Annotated in this window: 22 protein-coding genes; 15 read left to right on the top strand and 7 right to left on the bottom strand. The window is 40.8% G+C overall.

The annotated features are described in order from the left end of the window. Positions 1–175 precede the first annotated feature (175 nt). On the bottom strand, positions 176–670 hold the full coding sequence (locus N5852_RS09760) for an SMI1/KNR4 family protein (RefSeq protein WP_262097611.1): 495 nt from the start codon (positions 668–670) through the stop codon (positions 176–178). 125 nt (positions 671–795) lie between these two features. Here N5852_RS09760 and N5852_RS09755 point away from each other — a divergent pair, with 125 nt between their 5' ends. Together N5852_RS09755 and N5852_RS09750 are read left to right on the top strand one after the other, a co-directional pair. Beyond that, complete coding sequence (locus N5852_RS09755) at positions 796–1,050, top strand: polymorphic toxin type 50 domain-containing protein (protein ID WP_262097610.1); 255 nt, start codon at positions 796–798, stop codon at positions 1,048–1,050. A 33-nt stretch (positions 1,051–1,083) separates the two neighbouring features. After that, positions 1,084–1,389 (top strand): MafI2 family immunity protein, encoded by a 306-nt coding sequence (locus N5852_RS09750; protein WP_262097609.1) that lies wholly within the window; start codon positions 1,084–1,086, stop codon positions 1,387–1,389. Positions 1,390–1,505: 116 nt separating this feature from the next. Here N5852_RS09750 and N5852_RS09745 read toward each other — a convergent pair whose 3' ends face one another. The 3 genes from N5852_RS09745 to N5852_RS09735 all read right to left on the bottom strand — a co-directional run bounded on the left by N5852_RS09745 (position 1,506) and on the right by N5852_RS09735 (position 3,859). After that, positions 1,506–2,006, bottom strand: a complete 501-nt coding sequence (locus N5852_RS09745) for a tyrosine phosphatase family protein (RefSeq protein ID WP_410004260.1) — start codon at positions 2,004–2,006, stop codon at positions 1,506–1,508. 146 nt (positions 2,007–2,152) lie between these two features. Beyond that, positions 2,153–2,782 carry an HD domain-containing protein gene (locus N5852_RS09740; protein WP_262097607.1) on the bottom strand — a complete coding sequence of 210 codons (630 nt, stop codon included), beginning with the start codon at positions 2,780–2,782 and terminating at the stop codon, positions 2,153–2,155. A 180-nt stretch (positions 2,783–2,962) separates the two neighbouring features. After that, positions 2,963–3,859 carry a CAF17-like 4Fe-4S cluster assembly/insertion protein YgfZ gene (locus N5852_RS09735; RefSeq protein ID WP_262097606.1) on the bottom strand — a complete coding sequence of 299 codons (897 nt, stop codon included), beginning with the start codon at positions 3,857–3,859 and terminating at the stop codon, positions 2,963–2,965. Between the two features lie 65 nt (positions 3,860–3,924). Between N5852_RS09735 and N5852_RS09730 the strand changes: the two genes are divergently transcribed. The 6 genes from N5852_RS09730 to fabF all read left to right on the top strand — a co-directional run bounded on the left by N5852_RS09730 (position 3,925) and on the right by fabF (position 12,284). After that, the gene (locus N5852_RS09730) at positions 3,925–5,259 is read left to right on the top strand and encodes a dihydroorotase (protein WP_262097605.1); all 1,335 of its coding nucleotides are present in this window, start codon (positions 3,925–3,927) and stop codon (positions 5,257–5,259) included. Between the two features lie 272 nt (positions 5,260–5,531). Further along, positions 5,532–8,204 carry an alanine--tRNA ligase gene (gene alaS, locus N5852_RS09725; RefSeq protein WP_262097604.1) on the top strand — a complete coding sequence of 891 codons (2,673 nt, stop codon included), beginning with the start codon at positions 5,532–5,534 and terminating at the stop codon, positions 8,202–8,204. A 98-nt stretch (positions 8,205–8,302) separates the two neighbouring features. Beyond that, complete coding sequence (fabD, locus tag N5852_RS09720) at positions 8,303–9,247, top strand: ACP S-malonyltransferase (protein WP_262097603.1); 945 nt, start codon at positions 8,303–8,305, stop codon at positions 9,245–9,247. Between the two features lie 115 nt (positions 9,248–9,362). Next, positions 9,363–10,100: a 3-oxoacyl-[acyl-carrier-protein] reductase gene (gene fabG, locus N5852_RS09715; RefSeq protein WP_262097602.1), complete on the top strand. Its 738-nt coding sequence runs from the start codon at positions 9,363–9,365 to the stop codon at positions 10,098–10,100. A 480-nt stretch (positions 10,101–10,580) separates the two neighbouring features. Continuing rightward, the gene (locus tag N5852_RS09710; protein WP_182417206.1) at positions 10,581–10,817 is read left to right on the top strand and encodes an acyl carrier protein; all 237 of its coding nucleotides are present in this window, start codon (positions 10,581–10,583) and stop codon (positions 10,815–10,817) included. 204 nt (positions 10,818–11,021) lie between these two features. Beyond that, the gene (gene fabF, locus N5852_RS09705; RefSeq protein ID WP_262099738.1) at positions 11,022–12,284 is read left to right on the top strand and encodes a beta-ketoacyl-ACP synthase II; all 1,263 of its coding nucleotides are present in this window, start codon (positions 11,022–11,024) and stop codon (positions 12,282–12,284) included. Between the two features lie 178 nt (positions 12,285–12,462). Here the strand turns inward: fabF and N5852_RS09700 are convergent, their stop codons facing one another. Both N5852_RS09700 and N5852_RS09695 read right to left on the bottom strand, forming a co-directional pair. After that, complete coding sequence (locus N5852_RS09700) at positions 12,463–13,140, bottom strand: DUF421 domain-containing protein (protein ID WP_262097601.1); 678 nt, start codon at positions 13,138–13,140, stop codon at positions 12,463–12,465. Between the two features lie 73 nt (positions 13,141–13,213). Next, entirely contained in the window at positions 13,214–13,774 is a 561-nt protein-coding gene (locus N5852_RS09695; protein WP_262097600.1) for an LOG family protein, read from the bottom strand. A gap of 428 nt (positions 13,775–14,202) precedes the next feature. On the opposite strand from N5852_RS09695, the gene N5852_RS09690 reads away from it, so the two are divergent. The 6 genes from N5852_RS09690 (at position 14,203) to N5852_RS09665 (ending at position 22,696) form a co-directional block, all read left to right on the top strand. Continuing rightward, complete coding sequence (locus N5852_RS09690) at positions 14,203–15,102, top strand: LysM peptidoglycan-binding domain-containing protein (RefSeq protein ID WP_262097599.1); 900 nt, start codon at positions 14,203–14,205, stop codon at positions 15,100–15,102. 38 nt (positions 15,103–15,140) lie between these two features. Further along, entirely contained in the window at positions 15,141–17,048 is a 1,908-nt protein-coding gene (locus N5852_RS09685) for an ABCB family ABC transporter ATP-binding protein/permease (protein ID WP_262097598.1), read from the top strand. Positions 17,049–17,342: 294 nt separating this feature from the next. Then, complete coding sequence (locus N5852_RS09680) at positions 17,343–18,041, top strand: phosphatidylserine decarboxylase (RefSeq protein WP_262097597.1); 699 nt, start codon at positions 17,343–17,345, stop codon at positions 18,039–18,041. 4 nt (positions 18,042–18,045) lie between these two features. Continuing rightward, positions 18,046–18,885: a CDP-diacylglycerol--serine O-phosphatidyltransferase gene (gene pssA, locus N5852_RS09675; protein ID WP_262097596.1), complete on the top strand. Its 840-nt coding sequence runs from the start codon at positions 18,046–18,048 to the stop codon at positions 18,883–18,885. A gap of 91 nt (positions 18,886–18,976) precedes the next feature. Further along, on the top strand, positions 18,977–21,700 hold the full coding sequence (locus N5852_RS09670) for a valine--tRNA ligase (protein ID WP_262097595.1): 2,724 nt from the start codon (positions 18,977–18,979) through the stop codon (positions 21,698–21,700). A 312-nt stretch (positions 21,701–22,012) separates the two neighbouring features. Then, entirely contained in the window at positions 22,013–22,696 is a 684-nt protein-coding gene (locus N5852_RS09665) for an alpha/beta hydrolase (protein ID WP_262097594.1), read from the top strand. Between the two features lie 162 nt (positions 22,697–22,858). Here N5852_RS09665 and N5852_RS09660 read toward each other — a convergent pair whose 3' ends face one another. Then, positions 22,859–23,455: a superoxide dismutase gene (locus N5852_RS09660; protein WP_262097593.1), complete on the bottom strand. Its 597-nt coding sequence runs from the start codon at positions 23,453–23,455 to the stop codon at positions 22,859–22,861. Between the two features lie 576 nt (positions 23,456–24,031). On the opposite strand from N5852_RS09660, the gene N5852_RS09655 reads away from it, so the two are divergent. Continuing rightward, positions 24,032–25,030 carry a heparan-alpha-glucosaminide N-acetyltransferase gene (locus N5852_RS09655; protein ID WP_262097592.1) on the top strand — a complete coding sequence of 333 codons (999 nt, stop codon included), beginning with the start codon at positions 24,032–24,034 and terminating at the stop codon, positions 25,028–25,030. Positions 25,031–25,056: the final 26 nt, after the last annotated feature.

Raw genomic sequence — 25,056 nt, 5'->3', positions numbered from 1 at the left:
TTGGGCGCTCCCCAACGTTGATCTTTAATGCTTAGCGGTTCAAAAGTCTTGTTTTAGCTATAATCACGTTTAACTTGAGCGGCGGCCTTGAGTGCATCAAACCCACACAATTGTGCGCCCTTGCCCCCCTGTCCATGACTAAGGGTGGAAAGGGCAAAGCCTGCCTCTTGGTTGGTTATTTACCATTAATCCATACCTCATGAATCCATGAGGCTAAATTATCCCATACCTCTTCGCTTGTACCGTTATGTGATACAAATTTCACCTTACCGTTTGGTAGTAAGCAAAAATAGTCTCCATTATCTTCGCTAAATGGTAACCAGTCATATGGAATGCCGATCTCTCGTGCATAATTTATATGCGCTAATAGATCTCTGCCATCCTCAGCATCTCCTGTAATATCTAAAATATCTCGGCCATTATAGGTGCTATAGCCAACCAATTTTATAAACTGTTTATAATCGTCATTAAATATAAATCCTAATTTATTTTCATAGATATTTATTAAATTATCTGTTGGTTTGGGCGGAGTAAATGGATTTACATCTTTTAAATTATTTATATTTTCAATTTCAGTTTCAATATTATATTTATTCATTTTAGACAAAGCGTTATGCTCTTTCTTTCTAGTATGTTTTTTCCGCCTCAAACGCATTCCTATTAATGCCATTAGGAATTGTAGTGGGATTTATATATCTTACTTTATCATATTGTTGATGGGCTGTCTGCGTTATTTCAGATCCCAGTTTTAGCACACAGTCCCTTAATCCCAATACTGGGGTAGGTTCGTTAGGATTGTTATCAAAACCATTATTTGATCCTAACAATATACCAAATAAAATTCATGATGGAGGGCAGGGGAAACATGTACCTCGCTACAACAGTTATACTTCTTTCCGTAGTACTATTGCCCCTAATGTTAAGCCACAAGAATTAGTAGACGGTATAAAATCAGGTAAATATATAATAATGGGAATGATTACTGGAGGCATGCCAATTGTTGATTTTGGCAAAAAGGGAGCTCATATTGTTCCGACACCTTCTAGATGATTAAAACTAATATAAAATTAGAAAGATAAATAAATGTTATCAGATAAAATTTTTCGATTATGTGTTGAAGCAACTTTTGATGAGATTTATAATAATATAAGAATAATATCTGTTGTATTTTTCCCGAATAAAAGGGAGTTAAAATATAATATTTATATAGATAGAATAGTTTCTGATTATGATTTGGATTCCGGAGTGGAAATTTCTTCTTATTTAGCGGATGATATAAGAATAAATAAATATGTTGATAAAATTTCTGAAAATGTAATATTTGACAATAGAAAATACAAGGACATCGAAATAATTGGAACTATAATATTTAAGAGGAGAGAGTACTAAAACATAGGAGCGTTTTTAAGAAATTTTTTATAAGATTATGCACTTGTTATTAAACGCAGCCGATAATTTTATTAGTACGGGACTATCAAAAACGTTCTATTAAAAGATGGATGGAATTAAATCTTAATCGGCAATATAAAGGGGGCGCCCTCACTTGCATCTGCACCGCGACCAATGCGCTTGATTGCGCTAACCATTTTGCCTTTGCGGTTTAGATATTCATCAGCTAATGCAATCAATCTTGCATTGGGGGTTGCAGATGGTGATAATTGTCGCAAGCTAATTGCAAGGCGTTCTTCGTCTATGCTCTCATCCCGTGCGCAAGCGATAATATAAGCGGCGGCAGTTGAGCGCGATATACCCATTTGGCAATGGATAAGAAGGGGAGATAAAGCTGTGTCTGGATATGTGCTTTGAGATAAATGCCAATTTCTAGCCGCATCAATGATCGCTATGACATCTTTCATTTGCGGTACAATTAAATTAGGGCGCGGCTCATTAATATCATTGAAGAAAAATATGTGATGGTTTTCTGGTGCAATTGTTTTATCGCGCAATATAACAGCATTAGGGCTAAGCAGCGTAATCATATGGCTTGGCTTATGCTGCTTTATCATAGATTTGAGCCGTGATAGCGGAGTGATAATAAGTGCGTTGGTTAAGTTAAAATCTAAGCTATTTGGATTATTATCATTCATGCAATAGCTTCTTTCAGCTTATTAAAATTATGACCAGGTAAGTTTAATTTTATTGATGCTTTTGCTTAAGGCAAGGGTGGCTTTGCTCGTAATTGTTCAAGCTCATTGAAGCGTGAAAGAAAACCACCTTCGACATGCTGGGTTGCGCGTGGAATAAGGTCTAAACCATCCGGACTGACATTTTGTGGTTTGCTAAAATAGCGCTCGGCCTCAGCCAATGAAAAACCGGCAAGTTTTGTTGCTTCAAAAAAAGCAGCAATACGATCTGCTTTTTTTATGTTTTTCTTTAGCTTTTTTAGCGGCTTTACGGGTAAGGAAAAACGAATATTAATGGCCTTTTCCAAGCGAGCTTCCACGAGTTCATATTGGCCGCCAAGTACCGCTTTAAATGGTGATATCATATCACCAATAACATATTCTGGCGCATCATGTAGTAGTGCTAATATACGTTCGGTCGGAGTAGAATCAGGAAAAAGCCTTACAAAAATCTGTTCAACCAACATTGAATGCTGCGCAACTGAATAAGCATATTCGCCGCGTGTTTGACCATTCCAACGGGCAACGCGAGCAAGGCCGTGCGCAATGTCAATAATTTCAACATCAAGGGGCGATGGATCAAGGAGATCTAACCGTCTGCCGGAAAGCATTCTTTGCCACGCGCGTGGTTGTCCATCAATATTATCGGCTTTGGCCATAGAGTCTAACCTTTGATTTGCATGATAAGAGCTTAGAATAGTACATTTAGCATAGGGCTTAAATTAAAACAAATAGTGAACAAATTTCAATCCAATCAAAAGTTTTACACCTAATAATTTAATATTTAATTCGCTTTCTTTGTTTTGTTGGTCAACTTATCATTTTAGTCAATTTATTTTTTAGTCACCTTTGTCAAGATTTTCTGGAAAAGTAAAATTCACCATCGATGGAATTTCAAGGGTAATTTCAATGCCGTTGGCGATTAGGGGAATCGCTTGATCTATTGCTTGTTTAACGCGGTCAATGCGCACCATAGCCAAGCCATCAACACCATTAACGCTTCCGATTGTACCAACTGGTTTGCTGTCGGCTTCAATGCTTGTACCTGATTGGGGGAGGGGGAAGCTACTTTTGGCAATTAAGATACGCCGCCGCGCTGTTTTGCGATGATGCATGCGAGACACCACTTCTTGTCCAATATAACAACCCTTTTTAAAGGAAACTCCGCTAAGCTGGTCAAGGTTTACATCATGGGGGAAGGCATCATTAAGTTGATAATCCTTGCTGCTTTCCGCCACAGCATTTGCTATTCTTAAGGATATATAATTTTCTATATTCTTATCAAGGCATTGCTGATTATTGTTAAGTTTATAGTTGCGGATTATGTTTTGGTTTAACAAGAATCTTTTATCGTTAAAAAACAGTAAATTATTTTGTTTTTTTAATTCTTTAACTAAAGTATCATTGTTTTCTTGGTTAAATATTTCAACAATATATTGATTTTCTTGGGTTAAATTGACTTTTGAGCGTAATTTATACATTGATAAGCGTTTGATAAATTGCGGTGCAATTTCTTTATTAATGTCAATGAAAAACGATTCGCCTTTTTTGCCAATTAAAAAATCAAAGGCAATTTTTCCTTGTGGTGTTAATAAAGCACCTGGCAGCATTGTATCATTTTCAAGCTTTTCAACATCGGTGGTGATGAGGTTATGCAAGAAATGCTGGCTATCCTCGCCATCAATTTTTATCAATATACGATCACAAACTGTTGCTAGTGGATGATTCTCTGTCATAATCCTTGCCTTTCCTTTGTTAAATACGTAATTCGGGTAAGGCCAACCTGCAAGGAGCAAACGTGATGTCCCGCACATTTGATAAAATTTTCAAAAATGCAACTGTTGTAAACCATGATGGCATTGCCATTCGTGATATTGGTGTCATCGGTAGCAAGATAGCGCAAATAGGTTCCTTGTCGGAAAATAGTGCTGATGAAGTGATTGATTGTACAGGCTTGCATATTTTACCTGGTGTCATTGATAGTCAGGTGCATTTTCGCGAGCCAGGGCTTGAGCATAAGGAGGACTTGGAGACAGGATCTCGCTCGGCAGTGCTTGGCGGTGTGACAGCTGTTTTTGAGATGCCAAATACCAAGCCGTTAACCACTACTGAAGCTGCCCTTGCTGATAAGGTAAAAAGGGCAACAAATCGCATGCATTGTGATTTCGCTTTTTGGGTAGGTGGTACGCGCGAAAACGCCCATGAGGTAGCAGAATTAGAACGTTTGCCCGGTGCAGCTGGCATTAAGGTTTTTATGGGGTCTTCTACCGGTGATCTCTTGGTCGATGATGATGAGGGGGTGCGTTCTATTTTAAAAAATACGCGCCGCCGTGCGGCCTTCCATTCAGAAGATGAAGCCCGGCTTAATGCGCGTAAGGATTTGCGTGTTGAGGGTGATCCATCTTCTCATCCTATTTGGCGTGATGAGATTGCAGCATTACAATGCACGCAGCGTTTGGTGCGTATTGCCCATGAGACTGGCGCGCGTATTCATGTGCTGCATATATCAACCGCAGAAGAGATTGATTTTTTGCAAGACCATAAAGATGTTGCAACCCTTGAGGTAACGCCGCACCATTTGACTTTATCGGCGGATGATTATGCAAGGCTTGGTACGCTTATTCAGATGAACCCACCAGTGCGTGAAAAGCGCCATCGTGAAAAATTATGGTATGGCTTGCAACAAAGCATTATTGACGTGATTGGTTCTGATCATGCGCCGCATTTGTTGGAAGAAAAGAATAAACCTTATCCACAGTCACCATCGGGTATGACCGGCGTGCAAACCATTATGCCATTGATGCTTGATCATGTGAATAAGGGGCGTTTGTCGCTAGAGCGTCTCGTTGATATGACGTCACATGGGCCAGCGCGTATTTTTGGCATTTCCCAAAAGGGGCGCATTGCCGTTGGTTATGATTGTGATTTAACAATTGTGGATTTAAAACGCAAAGAAACCATTCGTAATGAACAAGTTGGTTCACGCGCGGGCTGGACACCTTATGATGGTGAGCAGGTAACTGGTTGGCCAGTCGGTACGGTTATTCGTGGTAATCGTGTTATGTGGGAGGGCGAAATTGTGGCGCCGTCTCTTGGGCAGCCTGTGCGCTTTGTTGAAGCTCTTCCCAAGCTTTAGGGGCTTGATAGCTCAAGTGGTGGGAAATTTATTAAAAAAGGCAGCTTATGGCTGCCTTTTGATCGTTAGCTGTAGTTTTTGGGTTAAATGACGTGTGATTTTATGTGTTTTACCAAAGGAAAGGCGTATTTTTTATGCTTTTTCGCTGTCATTTGGTTGAAAAATATAAAAAATATAACTTAGCTCTTTTATATTATGGCATTATTGTTATAAACCGAACAATTATATGTGCCCGATTATGATGGGAAAGTGCGTAACAGCAAGGTGGATTTATGAATAGCGTTAATGAGATAAGATCAACATTTTTGGATTTTTTTCATCGCAATGGGCATGAGATAGTTTCATCTAGCCCATTGGTGCCGCGTAATGATCCAACATTGATGTTTACCAATGCCGGTATGGTGCAGTTTAAAAATGTTTTTACCGGTCTTGAAACTCGCCCTTATAATCGTGCGACAACAGCACAAAAATGTGTTCGCGCTGGTGGTAAACATAATGATCTTGATAATGTTGGTTACACTGCTCGCCATCATACATTTTTTGAAATGCTAGGCAATTTTTCCTTTGGTGATTATTTCAAAGAAGAAGCCATTAGCTTTGCATGGAATTTGCTAACCAAGGAATTTGGTTTGGCAAAAGATAAATTATTGGTAACCGTTTATCACACCGATGAGGATGCTGCTAATTTTTGGAAGAAAATTGCTGGCCTTACCGATGATCGGATTATTCGCATTGCCACCAATGACAATTTTTGGGCAATGGGCGATACAGGGCCTTGCGGTCCTTGTTCGGAAATTTTCTACGATCATGGCGATAAGATCTGGGGCGGCCCTCCCGGTAGTGCAGATGAAGATGGTGACCGCTTTATCGAGATTTGGAATCTTGTGTTTATGCAGTATGAGCAAGTAAGCCTTGATGAACGCAAGGATTTGCCGCGCCCATCTATTGATACAGGCATGGGGCTTGAGCGCGTTGCTGCCGTATTGCAAGGCGTGCATGACAATTATGATATCGATCTTTTCCGCACATTAATTAGAGCCTCTGAAGAAGCTACCGGCGTTAAAGCTGCAGGCGAATTTACCGCAAGTCACCGCGTTATTGCCGATCATTTGCGCTCATCCGCATTTTTGATTGCTGATGGTGTTTTACCATCAAATGAAGGGCGTGGTTATGTTCTTCGCCGCATTATGCGCCGCGCTATGCGCCATGCGCAATTATTAGGTTCTAAAGATCCACTATTGTTTAAACTGTTACCAGTGCTAACGCGTGAAATGGGGCAGGCCTATCCTGAATTGTTGCGGGCAGAATCTTTAATATCAGAAACCTTGAAACTAGAAGAAACGCGTTTTCGTAAAACCTTGGAACGTGGTCTTGGCTTGTTAAATGAAGCAAGTGCTGATTTAACTGCTGGCGGTAAGCTTGATGGCGAAGTTGCGTTTAAGCTATATGATACTTATGGTTTCCCGCTCGATTTAACCCAAGATGCACTGCGCCGCCGTGATATCTCGGTTGATACTGATGGTTTTGATACAGCAATGGCGCGTCAAAAGGCAGAAGCCCGTGCCCATTGGTCTGGTTCTGGAGAAGCTGCAACTGAAACTGTTTGGTTTGCGGTGCGCGATAAGGTCGGGTCAACCGAGTTTTTGGGTTATGATACTGAAAAGCTTGAAGCCGTTATTACTGCTTTGGTTAAAGATGGTGTCATGGTTGATAGTGTCGCTAGCGGCGATGAATGTCAGTTGGTCGTCAATCAAACCTCATTCTATGGCGAATCAGGTGGTCAGGTTGGTGATAGCGGTACAATTATAGGTGATGATTTTATCTTTGATGTCACCGACACCCAGAAAAAAGGTGAGGGCGTCTTTGTTCATATTGGTAAAGTGCGCAGCGGTACAATTAAAGTTGGTGAAGCGGCTGAATTAACCGTAGATCATCAACGCCGCAGTAAAATTCGCGCTAACCATTCGGCAACACACTTATTGCATGAAGCTTTGCGTCAGGTTCTTGGTACCCATGTTGCGCAAAAAGGCTCGCTAGTATCGCCAGATCGTTTGCGTTTTGACTTTTCTCATCCAAAGCCAATCTCACGTGAAGAACTTGATGAGATTGAAGATATTGCTAATCGTATTGTTTTGCAAAATGCCGCAGTCACAACACGGCTTATGGCGGTTGATGATGCTATTGCTGAAGGTGCGATGGCACTGTTTGGTGAAAAATATGGTGAAGAGGTACGTGTTGTCTCTATGGGTGAAGCTGAAACTGGCAATGGCGTTCGTAATCGCCCTTGGTCGATTGAGCTTTGTGGCGGTACGCATGTACGCCGCACCGGCGATATAGGTCTTATTCGTATTTTGTCGGAAAGTGCTGTTGCTGCCGGTGTTCGCCGTCTTGAAGCACTGACTGCTGATGGTGCTCGTCAATATCTTAAAAATCAAGATGAGCGTTTGCATGATCTTGCAGGATTGATGAAAACTGGTGTTAATGATGTGGTTGAGCGCGTTCGCTTGCTGAGCGAAGAGCGCCGCAAACTTGAAAAAGAATTAAGTGATGCGCGTCGCCAATTGGCGCTTGGCGGTGGCTCTAATAATGGTGGTGATGAACCGCTTGAAAAGGTTAATGGCATTGGTTTTATGGGGCGTGTTGTCACTGGCGTTTCACCGCGTGATTTAAAGCCGCTTGCGGATAGTGGTAAGGGGCAAGTTGGTTCTGGCGTTGTGGTGTTTATCGGCAAAGGCGAAGATGGTAAGGCAAGTATCGTTATTGGTGTCACCGATGATTTAACCGATAAACTAAGTGCAGTTGATCTTGTGCGCGTGGCAACAGAAGTGCTTGGCGGTAAAGGTGGCGGTGGTCGTCCTGATATGGCGCAGGCTGGTGGTCCAGATGCTGATAAGGCAGATGATGCCATTGCTGCAGTTAAAGAGCTCATCGCTAAAACAGTTTAATTGGATTTAGCTCCCCCAAAACATGGGAGAGCTAATCATATTGCTTGCTACATGAGTAGCAAAGCATAAGTATAATATTAATAAAGAGGCAAATCCTTATGGCAATTGCATTTACATTTCCAGGGCAAGGCAGCCAGTCTGTAGGCATGGGTAAGGCATTAGCAGAACAGTTTTCCGTTGCTAGACAAGTTTTTGAAGAAGTTGATGAAGCTTTGGGCGAAAAGCTATCAAGCACCATGTTTGAAGGCCCCGAAGATGTTTTAACTTTAACGGCTAATGCTCAACCTGCTTTAATGGCTGTTTCTATGGCTATCATTAAAGTGATGCAGTCGCTTGGATTAAATTTGCCTCAAAAAGTGCAATATGTTGCAGGTCACTCTTTGGGCGAATATTCAGCCCTTTGTGCCGCTGGCATGTTTTCTTTAGCTGATACGGCGCGGCTTTTGCGTATTCGTGGTAATGCTATGCAAAAGGCGGTTCCGGTTGGTCAGGGTGGTATGGCGGCAATTATCGGACTTGAAGCTAGTGATGTAAATGCAATTTGTGCTGAAGCGTCAAGTCTTGGTGCATGCCAAATAGCAAATGATAATGGCGGTGGGCAATTAGTAATTTCGGGTGTTTTGGCAGCCGTTGAAAAGGCCGCAAGCTTGGCAAGTGAAAAAGGCGCAAAACGTGCGCTTATGTTGCCCGTATCTGCCCCTTTCCATTCAGTGCTTATGCAACCTGCTGGCGATGCTATGGCTGAAGCTTTGGCTGAAGTTAAAAAACACCAACCGGTTATTGCTTTGGTTGCCAATGTTACGGCAGAGCCTGTGCGCGATGAAAAGCTAATTGCCGATTTATTGGTCGCCCAAGTTACAGGCCAAGTACGCTGGCGTGAAACTATTGAGTGGTTTGGCAATAATGATGTTGATACTCTTTATGAAGTGGGTACCGGCAAAGTGCTAACTGGGCTTGCCCGACGCATTAATAAAGATATTACTGGCCGTCCGGTAAATACGGATGCAGAAATCGAAGAAGCACTTAAAGAATTAGGTGTTTAATTTTAAATTTTCTTTTTGATAGAAGCCATACTAAAGTAATGGCTTCTTGATATTGTCATTATGATTTCTAAATTCATGATGATAGAGACTTGAAAATGATCAGTGAGGATCAGATATGTTTGAACTTAATGGGCGCAAAGCGCTTGTAACCGGCGCAACTGGCGGTATTGGTGAAGCTATTGCGCGTAATTTACATGCGCAGGGCGCCATTGTTGGTCTCCATGGCACACGCAAAGAAAAATTGGACGAATTGGCAGCGGAGCTTGGTGAGCGCGTTTTTGTCTTTCCTGCCAATTTATCCGACCGTGAAGCAGTAAAAGCACTTGGTGCGCGGGTTGAAGAAGAAATGGGCGGCGTTGATATTCTTGTCAATAATGCTGGTATTACCCGTGATGGGCTCTTTGTTCGCATGAGTGATGAAGATTGGGATGCAGTTCTTGCAGTTAATCTTACGGCAGTGTTTAACTTGACCAAAGAATTAACCCATCCAATGATGCGCCGTCGTTTTGGCCGTATTATCAATATTACATCAGTGGTGGGGGTTACTGGTAATCCTGGACAAGCCAATTATTGTGCCACCAAGGCTGGTATTATTGGTTTTTCGAAGTCATTGGCGCAAGAAATTGCTAGCCGTAATGTAACTGTCAACTGTATTGCGCCTGGTTTTATTGAATCAGCCATGACCGATAAGCTTAATGATAAGCAAAAAGATGCAATCATGAGCGCTATTCCTATGAAGCGCATGGGATCAGCTCAAGAAGTGGCAAAGGCTGCAGTTTATCTTGCTAGTGATGAAGCAAGCTATGTGACGGGACAAACCATTCATGTTAATGGTGGTATGGCAATGATCTAATAAGTGATTTTAATAAGGGATGTTCTGCCGCGATAGTTACAAAAAATCGTTGCAAAAGTACCATTGAATCACTTTTTCATAATGTTATTTATAATGTTTCTAGAGAGAAAAATGGTTGGCTTTCTAGAAATAATTGTGAAAAAAATAAAAAATGGGCGTTTATATGTGCTATTTGCATGGTAAATGCTTTAAACTATTGATGATGGCGATTGAATTTTTTTATTAATTGGTCTATCGCATCTATTTAGATAATCAGAGGTCGATCATTTTTTTTAGTGATCTATCTTTTTCGATCAAAATAATTTGCTTTTTAATTCGGTAAATGGTTTTGATTATTTCTAGCAGCAGTTATCTGCTGTTTATCCCAATAGGGATATCCACAGGGTGCAAGCGATAGCAAAATGCTGATTTGCACCTATTAGCTTTATTTGAATACCCCAAGCCATTCAAGGCTGGGACAACTGAGGTCGAGGTTCCGACATGAGTGATACAGCAGAACGCGTAAAAAAGATTGTTGAAGAACATCTTGGAGTAGAAGCTGACAAGGTAACAGAAGGCGCAAGCTTCATTGATGATCTCGGTGCAGACAGCCTTGATACAGTCGAGCTTGTTATGGCATTTGAAGAAGAATTCGGCGTTGAAATTCCTGATGATGCAGCAGAAACCATCCTAACCGTTGGCGATGCAGTTAAGTTCATCGACAAGGCTTTGGCGTAATTTCGTCAAAAATGGCGTTTTGCCGTTTTGATAATTCTAGAAAAAAGCGCCTTTTAAAAAGGTGCTTTTCTTCCATTTGCAGTGTGTTAATTTGTTCTTATTAAAAGAACAATGATAACAAAATCAAAAAACTCAATACTCTAAATATTTAAGGTTTTAAATTGAATAGAGTATGATTAAATGATGTTAGATCAGGATGTGATGATGAGGCGTGTTGTCATTACCGGCCTAGGGCTGGTTTCTCCGCTTGCCGGCAATGTAGAGCATAGTTGGACGAGATTGTTAAATGGGGATAGTGGCGCCCGTCGTGTCAGCGAGTTCGAGGTTGATGATCTGCCATGTCAGATTGCATGCCGAATTCCTTTAGGTGATGGCACAAACGGTACATATAATCCTGATTTATTTATGGAACAAAAGGAACAGCGTAAGGTTGATCCATTTATTGTCTATGCTGTATCAGCTGCAACTGAAGCGCTAGAAGATGCTAATTGGCATCCAGAAAGCGATGAGGACCAAATTGCTACCGGTGTTATGATTGGTGCTGGTATCGGCGGCGTTGAAGGTATTGTCGAAGCGGGTTATACACTTCGCGATCGTGGTCCTAGACGTATTTCACCATTTTTTATTCCAGGGCGTATCATTAATCTTGCGTCCGGTTATGTTTCTATTAAGCATAAATTGCGTGGGCCAAATCATTCAGTCGTGACTGCTTGTTCAACCGGCTCTCATGCTATTGGTGATGCTGCCCGTTTGATTGCGCTTGGTGACGCTGATGTGATGGTGGCTGGTGGCACAGAATCGCCCGTTAATCGCATATCGCTTGCTGGTTTTGCCGCTTGTAAGGCTCTTTCAACCAGCTATAATAATGATCCAACCCGCGCATCACGCCCTTATGACAAGGATCGCGATGGTTTTGTAATGGGTGAGGGGTCCGCTGTTCTCGTTCTTGAAGAACTAGAACACGCCAAAAAACGTGGTGCCAAGATTTATGCTGAAGTAGTAGGTTATGGTTTGAGCGGTGATGCTCATCATATTACAGCACCAAGCGAAACAGGCGAGGGGGCAGAACGCTGCATGCGCTCTGCTATTAAACGTGCCGGTATTGAGCCATCCGATATTGATTATATCAACGCCCATGGTACTTCCACTATGGCCGATACGATTGAGCTTGCAGCTGTTGAGCGCGTTATGGGCGATGCTGCTGATAAAGTGTCAATGTCATCAACCAAATCGTCTATTGGCCACTTGCTAGGTGCTGCTGGTGCTGCTGAAGCTATTTTCTGTACTTTGGCTATTCGTGATAATATTGCACCGCCAACATTAAATCTTGATAACCCATCGGTTGAAACCAAAATTGATCTTGTTCCGCACAAGGCAAGAGAACGTAAAATTGATACCGTTCTGACCAACTCTTTTGGTTTTGGTGGTACCAATGCGTCATTGGTTATCCGACGTTTTAAAGATTAGTTTTTTCAAACTTTTTGCATTTTAAAGGTGTCCTTTCGGGCACCTTTTTTATTGTTTGATAGGTTTTTAACTTTCTCATTAATGTAGTTGTTCGTATTTTGTGATTTAACCTAAATATTTGCTGGCTTAATGAGATAAAAGTCATCTCAGTTTATTAAATTACAATTCTTTGAGGAGTTCAGTCGCTATCTTTGGGTATAGGAACAATAAATAAACCGTTCCTTTCCCTACCTGTGGGCGTTTTTTCTTCAAACCATTCAGCCAGATAAATATTTTCAAGCTCGACTTTTTGTTTTTTAACTTGGTCTTGGACCCATTGTTCAGTTTTGTGAGCAAGCTCAAGATTATCTTTGATAATTTCACCATTTTTAATTAAAATAACGGATACGCGATCTTCTTCTTTTTTGATAACCGATAATGAGCCATTCGATTCAAAATTGGCAAAAGCAACTTCATGGGGCGCTGCGCCTTTAATGCGCAGCATAGTGACAAAATCATTTACATCTAAGCCGATGCGTTTGAAGTTTTTAATTTGGTATTTGCCATCAATAACAAGTGGTAAATCACCACCTGCAACAATATCGCGAATAAACGGGAAATGTTTACGAGAATAATTAACTAAAATCACCAATGCTTCCCAAATAAACAAAACTCCTAAAAAATGCAGAATCCCAGTTGCTGGATTGTAAATGACGCCACCTATAATGCCACCCATAACAAAGTTGCTTACAAGGTCAATCGGTGTCATTTGGCTAAGGCTGCCACGCCCGGTTGTGCGCAATACCAACAGAAATACCGCAAGCCCGACAATTAATTTCAAAGTAACATCGGAATAATTTGCCAAGTAATCGTGCATGACGCGTCTCTTTTTAACTTTCTAATTCACAAATATTATTTAGAGCCGCGCCATTAATTTAAAAGGCGGCAATTTAAGAAATATTATTTATTGATGGAAGAATATCATCAACATTATTTATAAAAAGCGGTTTAACTTTACTGGCGCTATGAAAGAACCCTTCGTCGGCCATGTGACGTAAAAGCTCTGCTAAAGGTTTCCAGTAGTCATTAATATTGGCAAAAACCATTGGCTTACTATGATGGCCCAATTGTGCCCATGTCATCATTTCAATAATTTCTTCTAAAGTACCTATACCGCCTGGAAAGGTGACAAAAGCATCCGCTTTTTCAAACATTAATGTTTTGCGCCGATGCATAGTATCAACAATGATTAACTCATCAAGGTCTATGATTGCGGCATCTGGTGCCTCTTTGCTTAATAAAAATTCTGGGATGATTCCAATGACATTGCCGCCATGTGCTTTGACACTTTGGGCGACTGCGCCCATTATACCACGACTACCACCGCCATAAACAAGCCCAATATTAGCTTTAGCTAAGGCCTCGCCAAACAATTCAGCAGCCTTGACATAGATAGGGTTTTCGCCAGCGCTAGACCCGCAATAAACACAAATATAGTCAATTTTTTGCATGTTTTTTCCTCTTTTTGGATTAAGCGATATTTCTTTATTCTATACACTGCCTTTTTAACACTAGAATTAACCACAGAAATTTAAAAGCTGACCTTATGTGTTGTAGAATTAAATGAGGGACAAATATTTTTTAATTTATTTTAAAATATAATGCTTTACGTTAATAATAACGATATATTCTAAAATTTTCAAATGCGTCAAAATAGCCTGTTATTCATTAGCTTTTTTGTTTTTATCAACAAATTAAGACAATCCGCAATTAATTCGAGCATTTTTCTTGAAGCATATGTCTTGAAGGTATATTTATGCTATTTTCGAGGATGCCCAAATTAAGACATTACAATGATAAATATCAAGGCAGAGTTTTGCAAAGAATAAATGTTAAATTATTCGCTAGAGCTTTTATAATAATGCTATTAGGCGGTTTGTTGTCAGTATCTGCAGAGCCAGTGCGTTTTGCCGTTGCTCAATCGGCTATTGCATTTCCAGCTTCGGTTACAGCACCAGTTTTCACCACTTTTTCAATTGATGCGCAAGGTAAAATTATTATTACTGGTAAAGCTGATCCCTTTAGCGAAATTGATCTTGTATGCGGAGCAAAACTATTAGGCCAAATACGCGCAGATGAAAATGGCAATTTCGAAATTGGTCTCATAAAAAGGCCGCGAGTAGGGGAATACCGTTATGTTTTGCGTTCTACTGATAAAAATGGTCAGTCTGCAACATCTGTCCAAACACTCGTTGTAAGTGTCAATAATGATGGTAGTGCACCGATAACCGCAATTATTGATGAACCAAATGGCACCCAACGAATCGTCTATCCGTTAAATAACGTTTCTGGCGATGATGGTGCTTCGGAGAAGCTTGGATTTACGGTTGAATATATTGCCTATGAAAATGGGCACTTTATTGTATGTGGTAATGCACCAGCAAATCGCCGGGTTGCAATCCATAATCTTGATCTTATATTAGGTTCTGAGTTTATCAAAGAAACGGGGCGTTTTTGTATTGAGCGTACCAACAGACTTGCTGAAGGTGATTATGCTTTAAAAGCGCAATTATTAGATGAAAAGGGGCAGATATTCGCAAATGTTACTTTGCCTTTTACAATTTCAAACCTAAATAAAACCAATGAACAATATTATGTTGCCAATAAGCCAGTTGAAACGGTGGTCGTTCGCCCAGGTGAGACACTTTCACAAATAGCCCAACGCCTCTATGGTGATTATAATTTTGCTGATAAAATTTATCAATTGAACCGACACGTGTTGGAAAATCCTCACAATGTTCAAGCAGGGCAAAGATTGGCATTGCCACCAAAGCAATAAATCATTGTTGCACAAGTATTAGAAAAAGATTTAAAAAAATGAGTGATAGTTCGGCCGAAAATAATAACGGCAGTAAAACAGTTTCGGCTGATTCTGGTGCAACCTTTAAAACGCTTTATAATTTATGGCCTTATATGTGGCCAACAGATCAGCCAAAGTTAAAGCGTCGCGTTTTATGGGCGTTGTTTTATCTTGTCGCTTCAAAACTTGTGCTTATTTTGGTGCCTTATTTTTTCAAATATGCCACTGAAGCCTTGGGAGGTAGCTTCAAAGCGCCAGGCTGGTTAATGCCAGCGCTAGTGACGCCATTAATGCTGGTTGCTGCCTATAATGTGGCCCGTATCATTCAAGCTGGTTTAAACCAATTACGTGATGCGCTTTTTGCTGCTGTTGGCCAGCATGCGGTACGCAAGCTTGCCTATCAAACCTTTATTCATATGCATCAATTATCACTACGCTTTCATTTGGAGCGACGCACGGGTGGATTATCTAGGGTTATTGAGCGTGGCACTAAAGGTATTGAGGCAATTGTTCGCTTTACCATTTTAAATACAGCACCAACTTTGCTCGAATTTGCCCTAACAGCCTTTGTTCTATGGATTTCTTGCGGTTTTGAATATGTCGTTGTCGTGGTTGTAACGGTGGTTGCCTATACATGGTTTACCATCAAAGCCAGTGATTGGCGCATTGCAATTCGACGACAAATGAATGATTCAGATACTGAAGCCAATACTCGTGCGATTGATTCATTGTTAAATTTTGAAACGGTAAAATATTTTGGTAATGAGGATATGGAAGCTAAGCGCTTCGACGCATCTATGGAGCGCTATGAAACTGCAGCCGTTAAGACGTGGATATCACTAGGTTGGCTCAATTTTGGCCAAGCAGTGATTTTTGGTGTTGGCTTGATGATGATGATGGTGCTTTCAGTGCGTGAAATTGCCAATGGTACTCAAAGCGTTGGTGACTTTGTTTTTATTAATACGCTTATGATCCAGCTCTCCATTCCAATGAATTTCATTGGGTTTATTTATCGAGAAGTGCGCCAAGGCTTAACCGATATTGAGCAAATGTTTGATCTTTTAGATGTTCCGCAGGAAATTACCGACAAAGCAGATGCAAAACCTTTGAAGATTGAAGGGGGGACAATTCGTTTTGATGAGGTCAAATTTGCTTATGATGAAGATAGAGCAATTTTAAAAGGCATTAGCTTTGAAGTGCCAAGTGGTAAAACAGTCGCAATTGTTGGGCCGTCGGGTGCTGGTAAATCAACTATTTCGCGGCTTTTATTTAGGTTTTATGATGTTCAATCTGGTTCAGTTTCAATTGATGGGCAAGATGTGCGCGATGTAACACAGCAAAGCCTTCGCCATGCTATTGGTATGGTGCCGCAAGATACAGTCCTTTTTAATGACACTATTGCCTATAATATTCGCTATGGTCGGCCCGACGCCAGTTTTGAAGAAGTGAAGCGGGCTGCAGAACTTGCGCAAATTTCTAATTTTATTGAAAACTTACCACAGGGCTACAATGCTATGGTCGGTGAGCGCGGTTTAAAATTATCAGGTGGTGAAAAGCAGCGCATTGCTATTGCCCGTACTATCTTAAAAGCACCGCCGATTCTTATTTTAGACGAGGCGACATCTGCGCTTGATACGGCAACGGAGCAGGATATTCAGCAAGCCCTCGAACTGGTGAGTAAGAATCGTACAACCCTCGTTATTGCCCACCGCCTATCGACAATTATTGATGCTGATGAAATATTGGTATTAAAAAGTGGTAAAATTGTCGAGCGTGGTAGACATCAGGAACTGCTTAATGAAAATGGCCTTTATGCATCTATGTGGAAGCGTCAGCGTGAGGCAACTGAGGTTGAGCAAAAATTGCGTGAAATGCGTGAGAATGATGATCTCGGTGTGATTGATCGCGGTGATCCTGCCTTATAGGTTGATATTATCGCTATCGCGTTTTGGAATGTTTTTGTAATTTAATATCGTCAAAAGGCCAATTCACTTAACTGAATTGGTCTTTTTGTATTAACGTGTTTCATTTAGGTAAAAAATACTGTTCATTATTAAAAAAAAGTGCATTTTATCCTAAGTAGGACGCACAAAACCAACATAAATCATTTATCTTTTTGCGCATGCTTTCATAGTCTGCTAATTGAAAGATAATTACAATATTAGATCTGGTTTTTAAGCTGTTTAATTTGCCGGATTTTAGAGAAGACAGGATTATCAATGAGTATCATGCGCTCCATAGGCAATAATTTCGTGCCTATTCATAAAGAAGGCTATCCATTTATTGCGGTGTTTTTTGTGGTTTCACTGCTCCTTGGCTGGGCATGGGCTCCACTTTTTTGGGCAGGTTTGGTACTGACAATTTGGTGTATTTATTTCTTTCGCGATCCAGAGCGTTTTACGCCAGTTGCCGAGGGATTAGTTATTAGCCCAGCAGATGGCAAAATTTCTTTTGTTGGAGAAATGATAGCGCCTAAAGAGCTTAATCTTGGTGATGAGCCAGTTATTCGTATTTCGGTGTTTATGAATGTGTTTTCCTGCCACGTAAACCGTATTCCAATTGATGGCAAAATTAAATCCATGGTTTACCATCCCGGCAAATTTGCTAATGCCGAACTTGATAAGGCGAGCGAAACCAATGAACGCAATTGTGTTGTGCTTGAAACCAAACATGGCGATATCGGCGTTGTGCAAGTGGCAGGTCTGGTAGCACGGCGTATTGTGTGGTGGGTTCATGATGGCGCAGAGGTTGAAGCGGGTAAGCGTTTTGGCCTTATTCGTTTTGGATCACGTCTTGATGTTTATTTGCCTAAAAGTGCTAATATTCGCGTTGGGGTTGGTCAAACTGCAGTGGCTGGTGAAACTGTTTTGGCAATGTTTGATGAAGGCGAAAGCCTAACAGATTTTAGAATGGATTGACGACATGAAAAGCGCATCGCCATTTCCACCTTTTGAACCAGATAATAATAGTGATAGCGAGCAGCATAAGCGCCGAGCGCCGATTGCTATGCGCTATCTTGTTCCAAATGTCATTACCGTTTTAGCCATTGTTGCGGGTTTAAGCAGCATTCGTATGGCGATTGAGCACCGTTTTGAAAGTGCAATTTTTATGATGCTTATTGCTGCGGTTCTTGATGGCATTGATGGTCGTATAGCGCGCTTGATGAACGGCTCTTCGCCTTTTGGTGAACAGATGGATTCGTTGGCTGATGCGATAAATTTTGGCGTTGCGCCAGCAATTATCTGCTATATCTATATCCTAGATCAAGCGCGTAATTTTGGCTGGATGGCTGCGGTTGTTTATTGTGTTGCTTGTTGTTTACGCCTTGCCCGCTTCAATGTCGCATTGGAGCGTCACGATACGCCAGATTGGCAAAAGCACTATTTTGTAGGCATTCCAGCCCCTGCAGGTGGCTGCTTGTTGGTTTTGCCCATTTATCTTGGGGCTTTTGATTTGCCAGTTAATCATGTCACAGGGATTATTTTTAGCATTTATACCTTAGCTATTGCTTTTTTAATGGTATCAAAATTACCGGTTTATAATGGCAAATCTATCGGCAAAGGTGTGCGCCGTGATATTGTTGTGCCGCTTATGCTGGTTATCGTTGCCTATGTTGTTTTATTGGTAAGCTATACATGGCTTACACTTACCATATCGGCCTTTTTATATCTTATCTTTTTGCCGATCAGTGTTTTCACTTATCACCGCCAAGAACAAAAAGAAAAACTGCGTAATTTTGACAAAGATATCGCGCAGTCATAAGATATGCGCTTCTAAATTAATTGAAAATACAATGAGCAAATTGCAGGCTAATTTGCCACTGCTCAACGACAAGAATCGAATCGGATAAAAAATGCTTGAAAAAAATTATGATTCAAAAGCCATCGAGCCACGTATTGCCAAAGAGTGGGAAGACAAGGGTACATTTAAAGCAGGCGCAGGTTCAAAACCGGGTGCTGAAGCTTTTGCTGTAGTCATTCCACCGCCAAACGTCACGGGCTCGCTGCATATGGGCCATGCGCTCAATAATACTATTCAAGATATCTTGGTTCGTTTTGAAAGAATGCGCGGCAAAAATGTGCTTTGGCAACCAGGTATGGATCATGCTGGCATTGCAACCCAGATGGTGGTGGAGCGCCAATTGGCTGAGCGTAAGGAACCAGGCCGTAGAGAGTTAGGGCGGACAAAATTTGTTGAGCGCATTTGGCAATGGCGACACGAGTCTGGGGGCATGATTGCCAATCAATTGCGCCGTCTTGGTGCGTCTTGTGATTGGTCGCGTGAACGCTTTACAATGGATGAAGGGCTTTCAAAAGCCGTCTTAGAAGTGTTCGTAACTCTTCATCGCCAGGGTCTTATTTACAAGGATAAACGCCTTGTAAATTGGGATCCAAAGCTTAATACCGCTATTTCAGATCTTGAGGTGGAGCAACGCGAGGTTAATGGCAATTTATGGCATTTTCGTTATCCACTTGAAGGCAAGGTCTTTAATTTAGAAGATGAAACAAGCTTTATTGTGGTTGCAACGACGCGTCCAGAATCCATGCTTGGCGATAGTGGTATTGCAGTTAATCCTGAAGATCCGCGTTATAAGGCTTTAATTGGTACATATGCGATTTTGCCTTTTGTTGGTCGTAAAATCGAAATCGTTGGAGATGATTATGCGGATCCTGAAGCAGGGTCAGGCGCGGTAAAAATTACCCCTGCCCATGATTTTAACGACTTTGAAGTTGGTAAGCGTAATAATTTACGTGCTATTAACATCATGACGCCAGACGCTAAAATCACGTTACGTGGTAATGATGATTTTATGGAAGGCTTGCAGCAAGATGATACGCTTAATCGGCTTTTAGACCAGCTTGACGGCATGGATCGTTTTGCAGCGCGTAAGCTCATTGTTGAAATGATGGAAGAAGCCGGATATCTTGCTAAGATTGAAGCCCATCTTCACAAGGTTCCCCATGGGGACCGTGGCGGCGTGCCGATTGAACCGCTATTAACCGACCAATGGTATGTAAATGCAGGAGAACTTGCAAAGCCTGCAATTGAAGCCGTTCGCAAGGGGCGCACAACTATTGTTCCTGCCAATTGGGACAAGACCTATTATCATTGGATGGAGAACATCGAACCTTGGTGTATTTCTCGTCAGTTATGGTGGGGGCATCAAATTCCTGCATGGTATGGACCAGATGGTACTATTTTTGTTGAAAAAAGTGAAGAAGAAGCCCGTGAAGCGGCCCTCAAGCATTATGGTGAAGTGGTCGAATTAAAGCGCGATGAAGATGTGCTTGATACATGGTTTTCTTCTGCACTTTGGCCGTTTTCAACCATGGGTTGGCCGGAAAAGACAGCTGAACTTGCAACCTATTATCCAACCAGCGTTGTGGTTACAGGGTTTGACATTTTGTTCTTCTGGGTTGCTCGCATGATGATGATGGGTATTCATTTCATGGAAGATGTACCTTTTGATACCATTTATATGCATGCTTTGGTGCGTGATAAAGATGGTGCCAAAATGTCTAAATCCAAAGGCAATGTCATTGATCCTTTGGAACTGATGGATGAATATGGTGCAGATGCTTTACGCTTTACCTTGGCTATTATGGCAGCACAGGGGCGCGATGTTAAGCTTGACCCGACCCGTATCGCCGGTTATCGCAATTTTGCTACCAAATTGTGGAATGCAACTCGTTTTGCTGAAATGAATGGTGCAGCTCATGACCAAAATTTCAAGCCAGAAAATGTTAGCCTACCGCTTAATCGCTGGATATTGACAGAGTTGAGCCGCACTGTTGGCGAAGTGACGAGCGGTATCGAAAGCTATCGCTTCAATGATGCGGCAGCAAGCTTATATCGTTTTGTATGGAATTTCTTCTGTGACTGGTATTTGGAACTTATTAAGCCAGTATTTCTCGGCGATGATGAAGTGCAAAAGCAAGAAACACGAGCTTGCGTTGCTTGGTGCTTGGATGAAATTTATAAGTTGTTGCACCCATTTATGCCATTTATCACGGAAGAATTATGGGCTCATACCGCAGGTGAAAATCAAAGTCGTGATGCAATGTTGGTTGTGACAAAGTGGCCAAATATTAATTATCAGGACAAGCAAGCTGCTGATGATATTAATTGGTTGATCGACGTTGTATCAGGTATTCGCTCGCTTCGGGTAGAAATGAATGTTTCAGCCGGCGCTATGGCACCCTTGGTGGTGCTTGAATCTGATCAGCTAACTAAAGATCGCCTAGAGCGTCATGAGGTTGCATTAAAGCGTCTTGCCCGTTTGGAAAGCATTACCCTTGCCAATGTTGCACCAGAGCAAGCAGCGCAAACCGTCATTAGTGGTGTTACTTTCTCGCTTCCGCTTGGTAGCTTGATTGATTTTGACGCAGAGCGCGCACGCCTTAATAAAAGCATTGGCAAAATTGATATTGAGATTGGCAAACTATCTTCAAAACTCAATAATGAAAAATTTGTTGTCAATGCGCGTCCTGATGTGGTGGAAGCTGAACGTGCTCGTTTGGAAGAATGCTCGCAAGAACGCGAGAAGCTTGAAAAAGCTCTTGCCCGCTTAGGATAACTATAAAATTTAATAAAAGCGTTTTCAATCTTGCACTGAAAACGCTTTTTTGAGAGCTTTAATTATTTGATAGGCTTGGGTCTTATTGCTTCAAAAAATGTCTATGCCTTCGCTTTGATCAGTTTTGAAACGCTTAATTATTATATTGAGTTACCGTTAATGCTCATTCGCGATTAAGATATTTAGCGCAAAATATATAAAATATACTAACATTTATGTTATCTATTATCAGATTATTTATGTAGCGCTACTGGCTGGCGAGGGATAAATCATTTTGGTAATACATATAGAATAAAATGAAAGTTTAAGTTTATGGCAAAGCCAACAATTATCCTTGTACATGGTTTTTGGGGAAACTCTCTTCATTGGCAGCATGTAATCCCTTTGCTTGTTGATAAAGATTTTGAAGTAAAAGCAATTGAAATACCCTTAACCTCGTTAGCTGATGATATTGAACGCACCAATAAAATGATCAATCAAGTTGAGGGGCCCGTTTTGTTGGTTGGTCACTCCTATGGCGGAGCAGTTATCACCGAAGCAGGCAATAATGAAAAAGTTGTTGGGCTTGTTTATATTGCAGCTTTTGCACCCGACAAAGGTGAGAGTGCTGGCAGTTTAACTGGACAAAATCCACCTGAGGCTATTTCAGCAATTGAAGGGGATAGTGATGGTTATTTGTGGTTAAAAGTAGAGGAGTATAATCGCAGCTTTTGTCAGGATTTAAGAAAGACTGACACCATAGCCATGGCTCATGCACAAAAGGCACCCTTAGCAAATAGCTTTAATGATACGATAGAGCATCCTGCTTGGAAGAAAAAACCGTCATGGTATCAGATTTCAAGCAATGATCGCATGATCTCACCTGTCAATCAAAAAAATATGGCAAATAGATTAAAAGCTAAAATGATTATTGAGCTGGATGCTAGCCATGCTTCACTTATATCTAAGGCAAATGAAGTTGCTAAGATAATTATGGAAGCGGCAGAAACCTTTTAATTTTATTTAAAAAGATGATATTGATAGTATTAATCGGTCTAATTTATAATTTGTTGCAGTCGTACAAGCTGCATTAATAATATTGTAATAGCAAAAATCCAGATTATTACAATAATAATCCGGATTTTTTTATCAAATATCTAATTAAATCAATCTGTAGTCTTAAGCTTTTTCATAAAGTTCAAGCACAAAATCCCAATTGATAAGATTGTCGATAAATGCTTCAAGATATTTAGGACGGGCGTTACGATAATCGATATAATAAGAATGCTCCCAAACATCGACACCTAGAATTGGCGTTGCACCATGCACGAGTGGGTTTTCACCATTAGGTGTTTTCATGATTTCAAGCTTGCCATCTTTAACTGCAACCCATGCCCAACCAGAGCCGAATTGGCCAACGCCTGCAGCAATAAAATCGGCGCGGAATTTATCAAAACCACCCAAATCGCTTTCAATTGCTTTGGCGAGCTTTTCTGGTAGTTTGTTGCCACCGCCGTCTTTTTTCATCCATTGCCAAAACAATGTATGGTTATAATGCTGGCCAGCATTATTGAATAATGGTTGGTTTTTGCCATAGCTGCCCTTAACCACTTCTTCAAGGCTCTTACCTTCAAGGCCAGAATCCTTAATAAGATTGTTACCTGCCGTGACATAAGCAAGATGATGCTTGTCATGGTGATATTCTAAAGTCTCACGTGACATATATGGCTCTAATGCATCATAGGCATATGGAAGCTCGGGTAATTCAAAAGCCATTTCATCTATCTCCTTAAATGAATTTTCAACTCAAAAACGGAATTTTTAATCCATTTGCTGGCAATCGACCATTTATCAAGGTTCATTGCAAGCAATAATTTTTCCGATTCTTAGAGGTTAATGTGGTCTGATGACAAAAAAAAGACAAGCCCAATTTATGCTTTGGTCGTATGAAAAGAGGGTAAAGCTAAAGAAATAAGATGACTTTGTGCGGGATTAAAAAAAATGAATGGGATTCTTTTTTCTTGCTAATCATTTATTTTAAAAAAATGGCTTTAAAAGCAACGTATTTTGACCCTATGAATCTAATTTTGGTAAATTTCGGGGAAAACGAATATCAAAAATATCAATATAATTTTTATCGTACTCGGTTGTTCAATAAAAGGTGATAATTATGCTTTTGGTTGGAAAAAATATATATCCTTTCAAATTTATGATGAATGAGAGTATTTAATAGCCAATATTATTGCGCTTTAAGCGAAAGAAATCTAGTTTTGGGCAGCTTGAAATAGTGTATTTATTTAGTTTATAGCTGCCATTTAATTGCATATTTAAATTCATGGGGTTGTAGATTTTATGGTAAAAACAAGCGCGGTCAATAATACCCCACAAAAACGATTACGGCTAGAAAAGCTTGATATATTGCGCGCTATTGCGTTAATCGGCATGGTGGTGTTCCATTTTAGCTGGGATCTTGCTTATTTTGGTTATATTTCCGCTGATGCAATAGCTAATGGCTGGTTAGTTGATCTTGCGCGTATTGTGGCCAGTAGCTTTTTGTTTTTAAGTGGCTTTAGCCTCTATCTTGCTCATGGTAACGCAATAAAATGGCACGCATTTACGCGGCGATTTATTGTTATTATTCTGGCGGCAGGTCTAGTCAGCTTAGCTACCTTTTATATTATGCCTGATAATTTTATTTATTTTGGTATTCTACATGAAATTGCCTTAACCAGCTTTATTGGCTTGTTGTTTTTGCGTATGTCTTGGCTAATTAATGTAATTGTTGCAGTAGCCGTTTTTTATGCGCCACATTTTTTACCGCCTGTCTATGGAAATGCATTTTTATGGCTAGGATTAAATCCGGCGCCACCATCAACATTTGATTATGTACCATTTTTCCCATGGTTTTCCGCTGGCTTGCTAGGCTTAACCCTTGCGCAATTAACGGATAAGTTAAATGTTTTGTCGCTTTTGCAGGCTGGTATCAAACCAAATTTTTTAAACCGGTTGTTACAATGGTTTGGCCGCCATACGCTTCTTATCTATCTTATTCATCAACCTATTTTAATGGCGGCATTTTTCGCATATTCGAGTATTATTCCGTTACGCGAGCCAACAATTGCTGAGATAAGAAGTGCGCAAGAAACTGCTTGTCTTAAGGATTTTGACGGGCCGCAAGAACAAGCAGTAAAATTTTGTAGCTGCGCTTATGATGAGCTTGATAAGCAGGGGCTTTTGGAAGATTTGGTACATGGGCTTATCGGCATAGATGATGATCGCATTCAAGCTATTCGTAAAACTTGCCTCTTTGGCGATGATGTATTGGAAAAACCTGCGCAGAATGCAAATTAATTGCGTATTTAAAAAAGACTAAAATA

It is taken from the genome of Bartonella sp. HY328 (assembly GCF_025449335.1).
Classification (GTDB): Bacteria; Pseudomonadota; Alphaproteobacteria; order Rhizobiales; family Rhizobiaceae; genus HY038.
The sequence above is the reverse complement of the archived record's forward strand: the minus strand, read 5'-3'. Positions and strand labels throughout refer to the sequence as shown.

Coding starts and splice junctions, on each gene's coding strand:
- N5852_RS09695 (WP_262097600.1), bottom strand. CDS start 13,774: ATGCAAAAAATTGACTATATTTGTGTTTATTGCGGGTCTAGCGCTGGC.
- alaS (WP_262097604.1), top strand. CDS start 5,532: ATGAATAGCGTTAATGAGATAAGATCAACATTTTTGGATTTTTTTCAT.
- fabD (WP_262097603.1), top strand. CDS start 8,303: ATGGCAATTGCATTTACATTTCCAGGGCAAGGCAGCCAGTCTGTAGGC.
- pssA (WP_262097596.1), top strand. CDS start 18,046: ATGAAAAGCGCATCGCCATTTCCACCTTTTGAACCAGATAATAATAGT.
- N5852_RS09680 (WP_262097597.1), top strand. CDS start 17,343: ATGAGTATCATGCGCTCCATAGGCAATAATTTCGTGCCTATTCATAAA.
- N5852_RS09710 (WP_182417206.1), top strand. CDS start 10,581: ATGAGTGATACAGCAGAACGCGTAAAAAAGATTGTTGAAGAACATCTT.
- N5852_RS09730 (WP_262097605.1), top strand. CDS start 3,925: ATGTCCCGCACATTTGATAAAATTTTCAAAAATGCAACTGTTGTAAAC.
- N5852_RS09740 (WP_262097607.1), bottom strand. CDS start 2,782: ATGGCCAAAGCCGATAATATTGATGGACAACCACGCGCGTGGCAAAGA.
- N5852_RS09685 (WP_262097598.1), top strand. CDS start 15,141: ATGAGTGATAGTTCGGCCGAAAATAATAACGGCAGTAAAACAGTTTCG.
- N5852_RS09660 (WP_262097593.1), bottom strand. CDS start 23,455: ATGGCTTTTGAATTACCCGAGCTTCCATATGCCTATGATGCATTAGAG.
- N5852_RS09670 (WP_262097595.1), top strand. CDS start 18,977: ATGCTTGAAAAAAATTATGATTCAAAAGCCATCGAGCCACGTATTGCC.
- N5852_RS09735 (WP_262097606.1), bottom strand. CDS start 3,859: ATGACAGAGAATCATCCACTAGCAACAGTTTGTGATCGTATATTGATA.
- fabF (WP_262099738.1), top strand. CDS start 11,022: ATGAGGCGTGTTGTCATTACCGGCCTAGGGCTGGTTTCTCCGCTTGCC.
- N5852_RS09665 (WP_262097594.1), top strand. CDS start 22,013: ATGGCAAAGCCAACAATTATCCTTGTACATGGTTTTTGGGGAAACTCT.
- N5852_RS09700 (WP_262097601.1), bottom strand. CDS start 13,140: ATGCACGATTACTTGGCAAATTATTCCGATGTTACTTTGAAATTAATT.
- N5852_RS09760 (WP_262097611.1), bottom strand. CDS start 670: ATGGCATTAATAGGAATGCGTTTGAGGCGGAAAAAACATACTAGAAAG.
- fabG (WP_262097602.1), top strand. CDS start 9,363: ATGTTTGAACTTAATGGGCGCAAAGCGCTTGTAACCGGCGCAACTGGC.
- N5852_RS09750 (WP_262097609.1), top strand. CDS start 1,084: ATGTTATCAGATAAAATTTTTCGATTATGTGTTGAAGCAACTTTTGAT.
- N5852_RS09745 (WP_410004260.1), bottom strand. CDS start 2,006: ATGATAAAGCAGCATAAGCCAAGCCATATGATTACGCTGCTTAGCCCT.
- N5852_RS09655 (WP_262097592.1), top strand. CDS start 24,032: ATGGTAAAAACAAGCGCGGTCAATAATACCCCACAAAAACGATTACGG.